Source organism: Rhizobium sp. P1_E1 (assembly GCF_056406015.1).
In genome coordinates this window covers 1-14226 of sequence record NZ_JBFUAY010000056.1, presented here as the reverse complement: position 1 = coordinate 14226, position 14226 = coordinate 1, and the positions used below count along the sequence as shown (strand labels likewise).

Genomic DNA, 14226 nt, shown 5'->3' with positions numbered 1-14226 from the left:
GTTATAAGTGAAAAATTTAGAGGATGTCAGAGCACCAGACTTTCCTATTATCTGGGCAAAGCCAATCCAATTCGAAACTTGAGACACGAGAGGAGTGACAATGCGTATCTCAGAAGCATCAACCGCAGAGGGCGGTGCCGTCGGTTCAATGCGCGATGGAAAGCTCGACCAGAAGTTCCTGCTGTATGGAGAAGACGGGTCCCCGAACAACTATCTGCTCAACGTCGGTCTGACGGGCGGCGGCGGCTGGGGAACACCACGCCATCGGCACAACTTCGATCAGATCCGCTATGTTTTGAAGGGCAAATATCCTGCTTCGCCCCATAAGATCATGGATGAAGGTTCTGTCGCCTACTTTCCGGAGAGCGTCCACTACGGTCCGCAGGACCGCCCGGAAGGTCTCGAAATGATGGTCATCCAGTTCGGTGGAGCGAGCGGAGCGGGCTTCTTGAGCACGCCGCGACGCGAAGCTGCCAACGAAGCGCTGAAGGCAAAGGGCGAGTTCAAGAACGGCATTTTTACGTGGGTTGACGAGAAGGGCCAGACGCACAATCAGGACGGTGCGACTGCGTGCTACGAAGAGGCGATGGGCAAAAAGATGGTGCTTGCCCCGCCGCGTTACGACGATATCATTATGATGGATCCGAAGGGCTACGACTGGATTGCGACCGGTCAACCGGGTGTTTCAACCAAGCGCCTGGGGACTTTCACGGAACGCAACATCGACATCGGTTTTATCAAAGTCGATGCCGGCGCCACCTTTAACACGGGTACACGTGGGCAGATCGAAGTGCTCTTCATGAGCAAGGGCAATGTCACCGTCGACGGCAAGACCTATGGAGAAAAGACGGCAATCGAGCTTCTTCCGTCTGACGCACCGGTCGACATCAAGGCCAGTGAAGAGGCGCTCTTCTTCACGGTGACACTACCGAAGTTCTAAGACACGCTGCTGGCGCAAAATCCTTTGCGCCAGCAAACTTCTTTCCGTGGATGAATGATCTCGGCGATGGCTCGGGCGCTTACGCGTGCTGGTCGCCATTTTTATCGCGGCAGAGCTCAAGACCAATTTCGGTAACGCACGTCACCAAGTCACGGCGCGGCTGATCCATCACATATCCCTCGCGAAAGAACACGGCGATGTCGCGGTTGAGCGTTGGATCATAAAAAGGCAGTGCAAAAAGACGTTGCTCGGCGACTTCTTCGCTGACGGCATGAGCGGGCAAGAGCGCAAGGTGTTCAGTTTCTGCTACCAGAGATTTCAGCAGCGACACCGATCCGCAAACCGTGATCTGCGGCAAGGGTGCATCCATCGTCTGCATGATGTGCTCCAAAACCGTGTGCGTGCGCCGGGATGTCGGGCTGATCCAGGGATAGGCAACAAGGTCTTTCCAGGTGAGGGTCTCCCGTGAACGTAGCGGATGGTTGGGACCTGCGATTACGCACAGAGTGTCACGGAACAACACCCGTTGGCGCAGTCCATCCAACATGTCAAAAACCTTGGTGAAGCCGATAACGAAGTCGAAATCGCGACGCAACAGGCCCGTCAACAGGTCGACTTGCGCATTCTCGACGATCTCCAGGTGACCATCATTGTGCGTTTCACGCCACTTGCTCAGGGCCATGGGCACGATCTTGCTTGCCAGGCTTGGCAGGCTTCCGATCCGGATCGACTCGCTGCGGCTATCACTGGCATTCAAGAGATCACGTTCTGCCAGCTGAATTTCTTCGCGAATGAGCCTCGCATGGCAATACAGGATGTCGCCACTGCGCGTGGCGACGATTCCCTTTGGACTGCGCTCGAGCAGTTGAACCCCGACCTCAGCCTCGAGACGATCCATCGATGTGGTTAAAGCCGGCTGTGAAACGCCCAGCAGTTTTGCCGCACGGTTCAAGCTGCCATGCTCAATGACGGCTGCGAAGTAAAGCAGCTTTTTCGGATCGATTTCCATTGTCATTGAACGAACTCTACTCCTCTTCATCTGTTAAGAGGAGTGTAAGCACCTCAATACCTTAGCCTAGACCCGGACGCGCCGTTCAGCAATGGTTTTGGCGACTGTGTAGCTGTGATACATTTCCGGTCCGCCCTCCCGGCCAATTCCGCTTTCACGGACACCGCCGAACGGCGCATCTGCACCTGGGCTGGTAAACACGTTCAGCGCCACAGAGCCGACTTGGAGTTCCCTGCTCAGATGGTCCGCCCGTTCCATGGAATTCGTAAACACAAAGGCTGCCAGCCCCATATTCAGGCTGTTGCTGATCGTCAGCGCCTCGTCCATCGAATCCACCGGTGCGCAAGGCGCAAGTGGGCCGAAAGGTTCTTCGCTCATGATCCGGGCATCCAGAGGAACATCGGCCAGCACGGTCGGCGCGTAGAACCAGCCGCGATTGCCGACACGCTGCCCCCCTGTGGCAAGTCTCGAGCCGTTAGCCACGGCATCGTCCACCAGGTCCTGCATCGCCGCCAGACGACGACGATTGGCGAGGGGTCCCATCTGCACGCCCTCCATAAATCCGTCTCCGACCTTCAACTTGCTCGCTTTGGTGGCAAGGCTTTCAACGAATTTTTCATAGCCGGATCGATGAATGAGAAAACGCGACGGCGCCGAGCAAAACTGCCCCGCCATTCTGAATTTCCAATTGATCGCCATCTGGGCGACCGCGTCAACATCCACGTTCTCATCGATCAGCACGGGAGCATGCCYGCCCAGTTCCATCAAGACCGGTTTCATCGTCTCGACTGCAAGGCGCGTCAGATGCTTGCCGACATTGATCGATCCGGTCAGCGTGACCAGGCGTGTGATGGGCGACAAAACGAGCGCGCGGGAGACCTCGTCCGGGTCGCCGAACACGACATTGAGGACGCCTTTTGGTAGACCCGCATCCAAAAAGCACTGTGCAAACAGGCATGCGGTGGCCGGCGTTTCTTCTGCAGGCTTCAGAATGATCGAGCACCCTGCTGCCAAGGACGCGCTGATCTTGCGTGAGGGTGCACTCATCGGGACATTCCAAGGCGTAAAAGCCGCGACCGGACCGATCGGCTCGCGCACGACATATTGCTGGATCGGCGGATCGGTCGGAACGATACGGCCGTACATGCGACGCAACTCCTCTGCGTCCCAGTCCAGGAATGTAGCGGACCGCTCGATCTCGGCCAAAGATTCGTTCAACGTCTTGCCAAGTTCAAGCGTAAAGACCGGGGCAATTTCGGCTGCCCTTTCCCGCACCAGGGCGGCCGCCCGGCGCATCAGCGCTGCGCGTTCAGACGGCGGTGTCTTGCGCCAGATCTCAAAGCCGCGCGCAGACGATTCAAGGGCGTTTTGGAGATCTTGCGGCGTGGCTTTGGGCACCTGACCCAGGATGGTTTCATCACTCGGATTTTCGACGTCGCAAAGTGCCGGGCGGTCGTAGATCCACTCGCCGTCAATCAGGAGGCCGATACGGGGATAGGGATATCGTTGCTTGTCGTTCATGCTACTTGATCCTCATTCGAGCCGCGCCGCTTCAATAGTGCCGACCGAGTTTCGTTAAGATTGTACCGCCGAAGAAAATCGTGCGTGTTTACCGCTCGGCCGGCAGAGCGTCCTTGGCCTTCAGGAAAGCAATCACCTCATTCTCGGCAATCTTTGCACCACGAGCACGTTGCCCCCATGTCTGGCCGCCAATATGCGGTGTCAGCACGACATTGGCCAACGCCGCCAATCGTTCTGGAATGACGGGTTCAGTATCAAGGACGTCCAGAGCTGCGCCGGCAATCGTGCCGTTCTCCAACGCGGCGATCAGGGCGTTCGTGTCGACAAGACTACCGCGACCGACGTTAACCAGGCGACCTTTTGGGCCTAGTGCTGCAAGCTCCTCAGCGCCAATAACGTGCTTAAGATCGGCAGTCCCTGGTACGGCCAGCACAAGCACGTCACTTGCCGCAGCCAACGCACGCCATCCGTCGTGAAGCGAGGCATCGAGACCGGCGTTCGAGCCCCGATCGAGCCCAGCAATCTTCATGCGCGACGCCCGAGCGCGAGCGGCGATCGCCTGACCGATCCGTCCGCTCAATCCCGCAATACCCATTGTCATCCCGACGAGACTGTCGCCAACCTCGAAGCGCCCTTGCTGCCAAGTTCCGTTGCGCGCAAAAGCATCGGCCCGCACGAGGCTGCGCGATATCATATGGGTGAGAGCAATAGCCAGATCGGCGACATCGTCGGTCAGCGCTTCGCCAACACAACGGACTTTGACGCCGCGGCGCTCAAGAGCGCTTGTCTCGATACGGTCGTTTCCTGCGCCTTGTGAAATGACGAAACCGAGGTTTGGCAGGACAGCGGCGATATCGTCGGTGCATCCGCGCGTCGCGCTTGTCATAAGAACGCGCACCGCAGCGCGCTCTGCCTCCGGCAGGGTGGGAATGTCATCAAGGCCCGGCACAATGCGCATCAGGTCGCGCGCCTCGAGTTGCGGATATGTCATGCCCGCAAGGGCGGGAAAGGCGATAATCGGCTGCATGTCGGCTTACCTATTCTTCCGTGGTTGTGCGGACGCTATCGACGCGTCACCTCGTGATCAACCGTGCAGCGCATCAAGTCAGCGGCAGTTATAACATTTGCTTATATGTTAACAAAACGGACGGATTAGGGCCGAACCCCATTGCCTATTTCCAGATTGACCGTGAAAACCGCGCTATTGCGCTTGCCAGCAGCGATATCGTCATTGGTTCCCACGAACACAGTCATGAAAAGGGTGCGCCCCTCTGGGCCCCCGATCGCGCAGGATATGCCGGAGCCGTCAAACGCAACGCGGTGCGTCACCCTTCCCCCGTCCAGAACACGGATAAACTCACCGGTATTGTAGATTCCTGCCCAGATCGCGCCTTCGGCGTCTGCGCAAATTCCGTCCGGCTGGCGCCCGTGCAAGTCGGCAAACACCCGCCGGTTGCTCAGTTGACCCTTGTCGTCGATATCAAACGCGGTTAGCCGAGCTTCCCAGGTTTCGGCCACGATCAGGGTCCGCCCCTGATTGATCACGACCGAACCGTTGGGAAAATCGAGCCCCGATGCTACTTTCGAAATCGACCGATCAGCGTCGACCCGGTGCAAGTTGGTCAGCTTTCGCGCCTCACCTCCCACGAAATCATATCCGAAATCGCCGACGTAGATACGATCCTGCGGGTCGACGGCAAAATCATTCAGCCACGCCGCTGCATGGTTGGAAAGATCCGCATACTCGCCCAAAGAGGATCCGTCGAAACGCAACAATTTTCGGTCCTTTGCCGAGGCAATGATGAGGCTACCGTCTGACAGAAACCCGAGCCCGGAAGGTCGATTGGCGACTTCGATCGTCTTGACGCGCTGGCCAACGGACGACAAAGCGTAAACCTTGTGGTCGAACACATCGGACACCCAAAGTTCATCGTGCTGCCATTTCGGCGCCTCGAGGAACAAGAAACCATCGGCGAAAAGTGCCGGTTCAAGATGGTTCACGGCAGTTTCCATGACGTCCTGCCTCCGGTTCACCAGCCGCCATCGCAATGGATGTTCTGCCCGCTGATAAGGTCTGCTTGCGGCGATGAGAGGAAGATCGCCAGGTTTGCGATATCAATAGGCTCGATCCGGCGTTTAAGGCTCTGCCGCTCGAGGATCCACTGGTGATAAGCCTCGCGCTTCTCACCAAAGTGCCGCCACTCGGCATCAGACACCACGGCGCCTGGCGAAATGCCGTTGACGTTGATGCCGTGATGACCCAGTTCCCTTGCCATGCCCTTGACCAAGCCGTACATCGCGCCCTTGGACGCAATATAGGGAACAAATCCCTCCCAGTGGCCAGTGAGGGTCAACGACGTCAGATTGACGATCTTGCCGTATTTCTTGCGTTTCATATGCACGCTGCACGCGCGCGACAAGACGAAGGCAGCCGACGAGTTGACGCGAATTTCCTCCTCATATTCTTCGATCGAAAACTGCTCATGCGGCTTGTTGACGACGAAGGCGGCGTTGTTGACCAAAATATCGATCCCGCCAACCGTCTCCGCCAGTTCCTCGACCGCGCGTTCCGTGCCTGCCAGATCGTTCAAGTCCACGCCCAAATAGCGTACGCCCTGGCCGAGCTTTTCGTCGACATTTTCAACGCCGGGCCGGTCCGAGGCGATGACATTGGCGCCTTCTTCGACGTAGCGCGCCACCAATGCCGTCCCGATTGTGCCCAGTGCTCCGGTGATCAAAACGGTCTTGTCAGCTAGAATTCCCACGGTCGCCTCCTCCTGAACGATTCAAAGTCCACTAGATTTCATCTTGAGGATCAAATGAGAACAGCAAAAGCAACGTGGCACATCTCCCTTATAATACAAACTTATATCACACGCGTTTTCGGTCCTTCACCGACGGAACTTGCGGATGCCCATCAACACGGAACATGCGAAACATTCTGTTCGAAACAATTGGCCCCTAAAGCCCATCAGTCTTTATTGCCGGAGGATTTGCCGTGCCCGATCAACGCGACCTTGTTCATCACTTCGCGGACTACGCGGCCAAGTTAAACTATGAGGATTTACCTGAAGCCGCGCGTTTGGCGGCTAAAAAAACTATCCTCGACACCCTGGGCGTCATTCTCGCGGCAAGCGGGACGGAACCAGCGGTGCGCGGCGTCGTGGAAATCGTCAAAGAAAGCGGTGGAACCCCGAGCTGCACGCTTTTGGGTTTCGGGGGCAGGGCGCCAGCAATGATGGCAGCCCTCGCAAATGGCGCGCTCGCCCATTGCCTTGATTATGACGACCAGACGCCCTGGGGACAGCACACGGCAAGTTCTATCATTCCGGCGGCATTCGCGGTCGCGGAGCGACAAGGTGGCGTGTCAGGCAGGGAGCTTATCGCTGCGGTCGCGGCCGGCCAGGATATTTTCGCCAGGCTGCGCTGCAATGTGGAATGGAAGAAAGATTGGAATCTCTCGACCGTTCTTGCAGTCTTTGCAGCCACGGCATCGGCTGGCCGCGTTATGCGACTTTCCCCTGCGCGCCTCGGGCATGCGATCGGCATTGCCACAATGCAGTCCAGCGGCATTATGGAGATGGTTGCCGGTCGCGGCAGCGACTTGCGCGGCATGTATGCGGGTTTTTCGGCAAAGGGCGCAGTTCTCGCCGCCATGATGGCGCAGAAGGGCATCTCCGGCATTGATCAGGCCTTTGAGGGCGAATACGGTTTCATGAACACCTATTTCGCAGGCCGTTATGATCGGCAGGGCATCCTTCAGGATCTCGGCAAAGAGTTCCACGGAAGCGGCACACTCTATAAGCGCTGGCCCTGTGTGGGCACCGCGCATAGCCACATGAAAGCGGCCATCGATATTGTCGCCAACAACCATCTGGAACTTGACGACATCTTGGAAATACGGCTGCACGTCGGCGATTACCATGACCTGATGTGTCAACCGCTTGAGGAACGCCGCGCTCCAGCGACGCTCGCAGATGCCAAGTTCAGCCTGCCATTTCTGGCATCCGTTGCCATTGCGCGAGGCGGGATGAGCGTGTCTGATTTTTCCGAGGCCGGCCTGCGCGATCCCCAGGTCCTTGATATCGGGCGCAGGATCAGCCTGGTGAGGGATTCTGCGCTCGACTGGAAACTCGAATTGCCGCCGGGCCGCGTCGAAATCGTTGCCACCGACGGTCGTCATTGGATTGAGGAAGGCCGCAATGTTCCGGGAAACGCGGAGAATCCGATGAGTTGGGAAGATATTTGCGGCAAGTTCCGGGAATGCTGCTCTGTTGCTGCCACACCTGTTGCGGATGGGAACCAGGCGAAGGCGCAAGACCTCGCCTGGAGATTGGAGCAACTGTCGGACGCGACAGAGCTGATCCGATGCCTTGGCTAAACGGCGGGATCAAATCCCGGCTGTTTGGCCCCCGTCCACGACCATGGCGTGCCCCGTCACGAAGCCGCCAGCGTCTGAGCAAAGCCAGAGCACCGTTCCCGCGATCTCTTCCGGCCGGCCCATACGACCGATCGGTTCCTGAGCGATGATATTGGCGCGGCCTGCCTCGGTGTCGCCGGTGTAGCGAGCAATCATGGGTGTGTCGATGATCCCCGGGCATATTGCATTCACGCGGATGCCCTTGTCGGCATATTCGAGTGCCGCAACCTTGCTGACAGCGACGACGCCGAACTTCGATGCGCAATAGCTGGACTGGCCGCGGATGGCAAGCACGCCTGCGCCGGACGCCGTGTTGACGATCGCCCCGCTGCCTTGGCGCAGCATGATCTCGATCTGGTATTTCATGCACAGGAAGACGCTTTTCAGGTTGACCGCGATAACACGGTCGAAGAGCTCCTCGGAAAGTTCGGCAAGGGGCTGAGCGGGTTGCTCGATCCCGGCATTGTTGAACGCAGCATCCAGCCGCCCAAAGGATTTGAGCGTCTCATCAAGTGCAGCCTTGACGCTCGCACCACTGGTCACGTCGCATATGACCGGCAGTACCTTGGCGCCGAAGCTTTTCAGAAGGTCGACCGTGTCCGCCAGTCCCTTTTCGCTGATATCGACAGCGGTGACGGAAGCTCCCGCCTTGGCAAAGGCTATCGCCGTCGCGCGGCCAATACCACTGCCTGCGCCGGTGACGAACGCTACTTTGCCGGAAAAATCGATCGTCGGTATATTGGTCATGGTCTCTCGCATTTCTATTATTGCCTTGGTTTCGGCACGCCCGGTTTGAGCTCACCGGAGCAATGCGCGAAGGACAGCGTCGTTCTCTAGCCGCCCGTCTTCGACTTCGATTTGTTGTCGCCAACCGTATAGATCGCTGCCGCAACCACGACAACAATGCCCTCGATCAAACCCTGCCAGTTTGCCCCCAGATTGAGCATGTTGAACCCGTTCGTCAGCGAAAAGAGCAGAAGTGCACCGGCAAGCGTCTTGATAACACTGCCTGCGCCGCCGAACAGCGATGTCCCGCCAAGAATGGCCGCAGCGATCACGGTAAGTTCGGCGCCTTGCAGACCTGCCGGATTGATGGACCGCAGGCGGCTCGCAAAGAGAACACCGGCAAATCCGGCAGTGCCACTGCAGAATACGAAGGCAAGAAGCTTGTAGCGCATGACATTGATACCCGAAAGGCGGGCAGCCTCCGGATTGCCGCCGACAGCATACAGGCGGCGCCCAACCATGGTGAAGCTGAGAACAACCCAGACAATGCCAGTAAAGACTGCAAGGTAAAGTACCGGGTTGCGCAAGGACAGTTCACCGTCCGATGCGTAGGCAATCAATAGGAACAAGATACCGCCGATTGCCATCCCGAACGCGGAGGGCCGCAAGGCCTTGCCAGCGCTCCAGGCTCTGAAGAGCGCAATGGCGCCGAGTGCAAGCAGCAATGCGCCGGTCACGAGGACGRGCCAATAGACCTCGTGTCGGCCTCCCTCGAACGCTCTCATGGCAGCAATCACGTCGGGATTGCTGGCCGACAATGAGCGGCCGTCGGTGTAGATCAACACCAGGCCGCGTACCGCCGTCATCGTGCCAAGAGTAACGATGAAAGCGTTGATCCCGACATATTGAACGATCACACCATTCAGCAGACCAACACCCATGGCGACGGCAAGCGCAAGCGCTGCGGCGGGCACAAAGCCAATGGCATCAGCGTTCCCGATCAGGACAACGGCAGCAAGAGCTGCGACAGAAGCGACAGAAAGATCGAAGTTGCCACTAATCAGGACCACGGTCATCGCCACCGCCATGATCGCCATCAGCGATGACTGGTAGACGACATTGGAGAGATTGAGCAGGCTGAGGTAATTGGTCTGGCCAAGGTAAGTTGTCAGAATTGTCAGCACGGTAATGAGCAGCAACAGTGCGTAGTACACACCTCTCTCACGCAGGCCGAACAAGCGTCGCCAATTTGTCTTGCCGTCAACCTGCTCCGTTGGGGCGATCGCGGCTGCGGGCTCAATTTTCGTCTGTGTCGTGGTCGTCATTGGATCAGTCTCGCTTTTAATGGGACGCCGGCTGGTGGTGCGCCCCTGCAGGGGCTGCGCTTTGCCCGCCGGCAAGCAGAAGCAGTTCGTGCTCGGATGTTTCAAAGGTGTTGCGTTCGGCAACGCAGGCCCCGTCGCGCATGACCAAAATACGGTCGGAAACCGCAAGCAGCTCTTCAAACTCAGATGACACGACGATCACCGACTTCCCCTGGCTGGCGAGCTGCCGGATGAGCCGTAAGATGTCGGTCTTCGCGCCGATGTCGATGCCTGCTGTTGGTTCATCCAGCAGGAAGAGTTTCACATCGCTGAAAAGCCACTTGGCAATCGTCACCTTCTGGGCGTTGCCGCCGGAAAGGTCGCGCACGAGAATATCAGGCGAGCTTGCCTTGATCGATAACAGACGGATTGCCTCCCAACCGCGTTCGCGTTCCCGTTCGGCAACAGGCAAAGAATTGAGAACCGACACGCCACCCAGTGCCGGAAGCGTGGTATTGCGCCAAATCTCGAAATCCGGCACCAGACCCTGGGCCATGCGATCCTCGGGAACCATGCCAATGCCGGCGCGGACGGCCGCACCTGTGTTGCGTGCGATCGGTTGTCCATCGAAAATGACCGAGCCGGTGGCATATTTGTCAGAGCCATAGATTGCATGCAGCAATTCGCTGCGACCAGAGCCCAGCAAGCCGGCGATGCCGATGACTTCGCCTTGCCGGAGTTCAAATGACACGGGAGATAGTTTTCCCTTCGAGGCCAGATCTTTCAGTTGCAGCCTTGTCGCTGCTGTCACCGTTCCGGAAGCCGGACGGTCTTGCGCTTGGCGCTCAAGTGCAACGATCTGTTTTCCGACAATGGCTTCTGCGATCTTATTCTCATCGAGGTCGCACGTATGGGCGCGCATGACCGCCACGCCGTCACGAAGGACGGTTACGTGGTCCGTCAATGCCATCACTTCATCCAGGAAATGCGAGACAAATAGGATGGCCTTTTTTTCAACCTTCGACAGCCGTCTTACCGTCTCATAGACGAGTTCGCGCTCTTGCGCGGCAAGAGAGGCGGTGGGTTCGTCCATCACAATCAAGTCGGCGCCAGTGCCAACTGCCTTCATGATCGATACCATCTGACGCTCGCCTATCGATAGCGAACTGACAGGTGCATCTGGATTCACCCAATAGCCCAGTCGCCGACAGAGCTCGTCGAAACGTTGTCTGATCGAGGCGGAATTCCGCCAAAAACCTGTTTCCCCCAGGTAGACATTTTCAAGAACCGACAGCGTCGAAACCAGAGGGATATGCTGGTGAACGGTGGCAACACCCATGTCGTTGGCGTTTTTGGGATTGTCCCAGATGACAGGCTTTCCACGCCAGATAATCTCGCCAAGCGTTGGCCAGTAAGCACCGGACAAAACCTTGATAAGGGTGGACTTGCCGGCGCCGTTGGCGCCGAGCAATCCATGAACTTTTCCCTGCTCGATCTCAAGATCGACACCGCGCAGGGCAATTGTTCCATTGGGAAACCCCTTCACGACACCGCGCAGTTGCATAATTGGGTTTTCGTGTTGCATCGGCTCAGCCTCCCATTGGCTCTTCTTCACAAGGCTATTTCACCACTGCTCAGGGCAGGCGTCGATGGTTTCCTTCGTGATCGCGGGCATGTCGTAGGAGACGAAGCGAGCTTTTGGTGTGTCAGGATTGGTTGCCGCCTCATACATCGCCTTGAACATCAGCGAACCGAGAAGCTTAGGACGAGTGCAGACGGAGCCATACATTTCGCCGGCTAGGATCGCATCGTGGCCCAGTTTTGACCCGCCTCCGGTCGCAATCAGGATCGGCTTGGAACTGGAGGCCTCGATGGCACGCGCGCACCCAATCGCCATGTCGTCGGCGTGGCTGAAAATCAGGTCGATGTCCGGATGGGCTGTCAGAAAGTTCTGGCAAACCGCTTCGCCTTCATCTGGCGTCCAATTGGTCGGCTGCTCGGCGACGACGTCGTATTTCGCACCGGCTTTATCGAGCGCAGCTTTAAAACCATCGGTGTCAAGTTTGACGATCGTATAGGCGGGATCGCCCATGACGATACCGATCTTTGCCGGACGGTCCTTCGGCAGTAGCTTCGCGGCCATCTCTCCCGACACATAGCCGGCCTGGTAATTGTCGGTGGCCACAAGTGCCGAAAGGCCGGGGTAAGGCTCGGTCACCTTGCGTGATGCAGAATCGCCGACTTGAAGAGCGATAGCGACCACCGGGATCTTTGCGTCGTTGATCTTGTCCACAAAGGATTCGGACACGACGGAGTCGAGCGGTAGAAAGCCGATGGCATCGACCTTTTGGGCGATAAGGTCATCCAGAGAGTTGCCCTGCTTCTCAACGCTTCCACGTGGATCGAGAACAACTGTCTTGACGCCCGCGGCCGCGGCTGCCTCTTCGAAACCCTTGGCCGTCATCACGTTGTAGGGATATTCAAGGCTGGCCGGCACATACCCAAATGTCAGGTCCTTTGCCTGGACTGAGCCGATGCAAAGAACCGTAGCGATGGTCATGACGGATGAGCGAAGCAGTGGACGAGCGGCGCCGAAGAGTGTGGTGCTGCGTGTCTGTGATTGAGTGTGCATAAGTTCCTCCCTTGATGAATACTTGCTGTGTCTGTTCACACCGACCTGACCCATGGCGACCGTGGTACGCCTCCGCGTTTCCCGAGCCTTCATGCTGTGCAGTCAAAATCCCTGTCGGTGCCCGCAGGATGTCTTGAATGAACTGAAGCATGCGTGGCAGTCCTGCTTTGAAGCCGTCCTCCACGGATCCTCCCGTTAACGATTGCCTAACATGCCGAGGCGGTTGGAGACAGACCTCCGGCAGGTAGGATATAATGCCAAGTTATGACCCAATTTCAGCTGGATGCGTCCCGATCTGCCGGTGGCACAGCTGTTTGCGCTGTTGTCTCCTAAGTCGGCATTAGGGAATCGCACGGGCAGGGTTATAACCTGAGCCTATACTCGCGGTGCGCCTCCGACGCTTTTCTCGCCTGAGGTCATTGTGCGCGACGCTTGGATTTGTCACGAGCGGTACGGATTACGACGAGGCCTGCGCTTTCGCGTGATGCCTGTGAACGCCTAAGTCGTGGAGGACATTAAAATGAAGGGACTGGTTTTTCTCGGCGAGGGGAAGATGGAGTTTCGCGAGTATGCGGACCCCACACCCGGGCCTGACGAGGTTATTGTTCGGATGAAAGCGTCGGGCATGTGTGGAAGTGATCTCAATCACCTTAACGAGCCAAAACGTCGTGAAGACCAGATCGTCATTGAAGGCCATGAGCCATGTGGGGTCATCGCGGAAGTGGGCTCGGCCGTTCGATCATCGGAAGCGAAAGTTGGCGACCGGGTCATGGTCTACCACTATGACGGCTGCCGGACCTGCACGAACTGCCGTTCCGGCTGGATGCAAAACTGCGATCATGATCGGATTGCATTTGGCGGCAACGGTCATGGCGCCCATGCCCAATTTATGAAGGTCCCGGCACATACGATTATCAAATTGCCGGATGAGCTGTCGTTCAAGGCGGGAGCGGCTGTTGGTTGCGGAAGCGGAACAGCATATGCCGCGCTGAAGCGGATCAATCTCGCCGCTGACGAAACGATTGCTGTCTTTGGTCAAGGCCCTGTCGGTCTAAGCTGCACGATGTTTGCAAAAGCCTTCGGCGCACGTGTCATTGCTTTGGATGTCGGTGAAGAACGCCTGCAGATGGCCCGCGACTTTGGCGCCGATTTCGCAATCAACCCTCTCAAGGATGATCCGGTCGAGGCAATACGCGATCTCACCCGCGGCGGACTTGGCGTGGAGAAAGCGGTCGAATGCAGTTCAAACCCCATTGCGCGCCAACAGGCAATGAAAGTGGTGCGCCAATGGGGAACGACCTGCCTGGTCGGCGTTCATGGGGCGATGGAATTTGAATGCAACGAACTTATCACCAAGCAAAAATCGTTGGTTGGCTCATTGACATTCAGCAAGAATATTCAGGACGAGTGTGCACAGTTTGTCGCGGAGCGCGGTATCAACGTTGATGCGCTTTTCACGCATGAATTTTCGCTCGACCAGGCCGCCGAAGCCTATGAACTGTTCGAGCAAAGGAAAATCGGCAAAGGCGTTTTCATATTCGACTGACCACTGCTTGGCGACGTGTGATCGCACGAGAAGTTCGTCGCGGACCATTTCACCTGCTTTGTACCGATCAAGGCCTCAGCGGAAATCGCAGAGAACGGTCAGGTCAAAGCTGCTTCCCACAATGTAAC

12 protein-coding genes are annotated in these 14226 nt (G+C 57.4%); 3 read left to right on the top strand and 9 right to left on the bottom strand.

Annotated elements, in window-relative coordinates:
• Window positions 1-100: 100 nt before the first annotated feature.
• Window positions 101-940 (top strand): DUF4124 domain-containing protein, encoded by an 840-nt coding sequence (locus tag AC1D1Z_RS19355; RefSeq protein WP_065276598.1) that lies wholly within the window; start codon window positions 101-103, stop codon window positions 938-940.
• A 79-nt stretch (window positions 941-1019) separates the two neighbouring features.
• Here the strand turns inward: AC1D1Z_RS19355 and AC1D1Z_RS19350 are convergent, their stop codons facing one another.
• The 5 genes from AC1D1Z_RS19350 to AC1D1Z_RS19330 form a co-directional block, all read right to left on the bottom strand.
• The gene (locus AC1D1Z_RS19350) at window positions 1020-1955 is read right to left on the bottom strand and encodes a LysR family transcriptional regulator (RefSeq protein WP_032990333.1); all 936 of its coding nucleotides are present in this window, start codon (window positions 1953-1955) and stop codon (window positions 1020-1022) included.
• A gap of 60 nt (window positions 1956-2015) precedes the next feature.
• Window positions 2016-3470 carry an NAD-dependent succinate-semialdehyde dehydrogenase gene (locus AC1D1Z_RS19345; protein WP_477851596.1) on the bottom strand — a complete coding sequence of 485 codons (1455 nt, stop codon included), beginning with the start codon at window positions 3468-3470 and terminating at the stop codon, window positions 2016-2018.
• A gap of 88 nt (window positions 3471-3558) precedes the next feature.
• Window positions 3559-4497, bottom strand: a complete 939-nt coding sequence (locus AC1D1Z_RS19340; RefSeq protein ID WP_065276597.1) for an NAD(P)-dependent oxidoreductase — start codon at window positions 4495-4497, stop codon at window positions 3559-3561.
• Between the two features lie 125 nt (window positions 4498-4622).
• On the bottom strand, window positions 4623-5483 hold the full coding sequence (locus tag AC1D1Z_RS19335) for an SMP-30/gluconolactonase/LRE family protein (RefSeq protein WP_065276596.1): 861 nt from the start codon (window positions 5481-5483) through the stop codon (window positions 4623-4625).
• 17 nt (window positions 5484-5500) lie between these two features.
• Window positions 5501-6235: an SDR family oxidoreductase gene (locus AC1D1Z_RS19330; protein ID WP_065276595.1), complete on the bottom strand. Its 735-nt coding sequence runs from the start codon at window positions 6233-6235 to the stop codon at window positions 5501-5503.
• 233 nt (window positions 6236-6468) lie between these two features.
• Here AC1D1Z_RS19330 and AC1D1Z_RS19325 point away from each other — a divergent pair, with 233 nt between their 5' ends.
• Window positions 6469-7851, top strand: coding sequence for an MmgE/PrpD family protein (locus AC1D1Z_RS19325; RefSeq protein ID WP_065276594.1), 1383 nt, complete (start codon window positions 6469-6471; stop codon window positions 7849-7851).
• Window positions 7852-7860: 9 nt separating this feature from the next.
• Here AC1D1Z_RS19325 and AC1D1Z_RS19320 read toward each other — a convergent pair whose 3' ends face one another.
• The 4 genes from AC1D1Z_RS19320 to AC1D1Z_RS19305 all read right to left on the bottom strand — a co-directional run bounded on the left by AC1D1Z_RS19320 (window position 7861) and on the right by AC1D1Z_RS19305 (window position 12480).
• Window positions 7861-8637, bottom strand: a complete 777-nt coding sequence (locus tag AC1D1Z_RS19320) for a glucose 1-dehydrogenase (protein ID WP_065276605.1) — start codon at window positions 8635-8637, stop codon at window positions 7861-7863.
• An 86-nt stretch (window positions 8638-8723) separates the two neighbouring features.
• Entirely contained in the window at window positions 8724-10016 is a 1293-nt protein-coding gene (locus AC1D1Z_RS19315; RefSeq protein ID WP_477851595.1) for an ABC transporter permease, read from the bottom strand.
• The gene (locus tag AC1D1Z_RS19310) at window positions 9958-11505 is read right to left on the bottom strand and encodes a sugar ABC transporter ATP-binding protein (protein WP_115156582.1); all 1548 of its coding nucleotides are present in this window, start codon (window positions 11503-11505) and stop codon (window positions 9958-9960) included. Before AC1D1Z_RS19310 ends, AC1D1Z_RS19315 begins: the two co-directional genes overlap by 59 nt.
• A gap of 39 nt (window positions 11506-11544) precedes the next feature.
• A complete protein-coding gene (locus tag AC1D1Z_RS19305; protein ID WP_032990343.1) occupies window positions 11545-12480 on the bottom strand; it encodes a sugar ABC transporter substrate-binding protein in 936 nt (311 codons plus the stop codon).
• A 592-nt stretch (window positions 12481-13072) separates the two neighbouring features.
• Between AC1D1Z_RS19305 and AC1D1Z_RS19300 the strand changes: the two genes are divergently transcribed.
• Window positions 13073-14098 carry a zinc-dependent alcohol dehydrogenase family protein gene (locus tag AC1D1Z_RS19300; protein WP_065276593.1) on the top strand — a complete coding sequence of 342 codons (1026 nt, stop codon included), beginning with the start codon at window positions 13073-13075 and terminating at the stop codon, window positions 14096-14098.
• Window positions 14099-14226: the final 128 nt, after the last annotated feature.

Excerpts from the sequence above, each read along its gene's own strand:
- AC1D1Z_RS19355 (WP_065276598.1), top strand. The coding sequence starts at position 101 with ATGCGTATCTCAGAAGCATCAACCGCAGAGGGCGGTGCCGTCGGTTCA.
- AC1D1Z_RS19350 (WP_032990333.1), bottom strand. The coding sequence starts at position 1,955 with ATGACAATGGAAATCGATCCGAAAAAGCTGCTTTACTTCGCAGCCGTC.
- AC1D1Z_RS19340 (WP_065276597.1), bottom strand. The coding sequence starts at position 4,497 with ATGCAGCCGATTATCGCCTTTCCCGCCCTTGCGGGCATGACATATCCG.
- AC1D1Z_RS19335 (WP_065276596.1), bottom strand. The coding sequence starts at position 5,483 with ATGGAAACTGCCGTGAACCATCTTGAACCGGCACTTTTCGCCGATGGT.
- AC1D1Z_RS19320 (WP_065276605.1), bottom strand. The coding sequence starts at position 8,637 with ATGACCAATATACCGACGATCGATTTTTCCGGCAAAGTAGCGTTCGTC.
- AC1D1Z_RS19310 (WP_115156582.1), bottom strand. The coding sequence starts at position 11,505 with ATGCAACACGAAAACCCAATTATGCAACTGCGCGGTGTCGTGAAGGGG.
- AC1D1Z_RS19305 (WP_032990343.1), bottom strand. The coding sequence starts at position 12,480 with ATGACCATCGCTACGGTTCTTTGCATCGGCTCAGTCCAGGCAAAGGAC.
- AC1D1Z_RS19300 (WP_065276593.1), top strand. The coding sequence starts at position 13,073 with ATGAAGGGACTGGTTTTTCTCGGCGAGGGGAAGATGGAGTTTCGCGAG.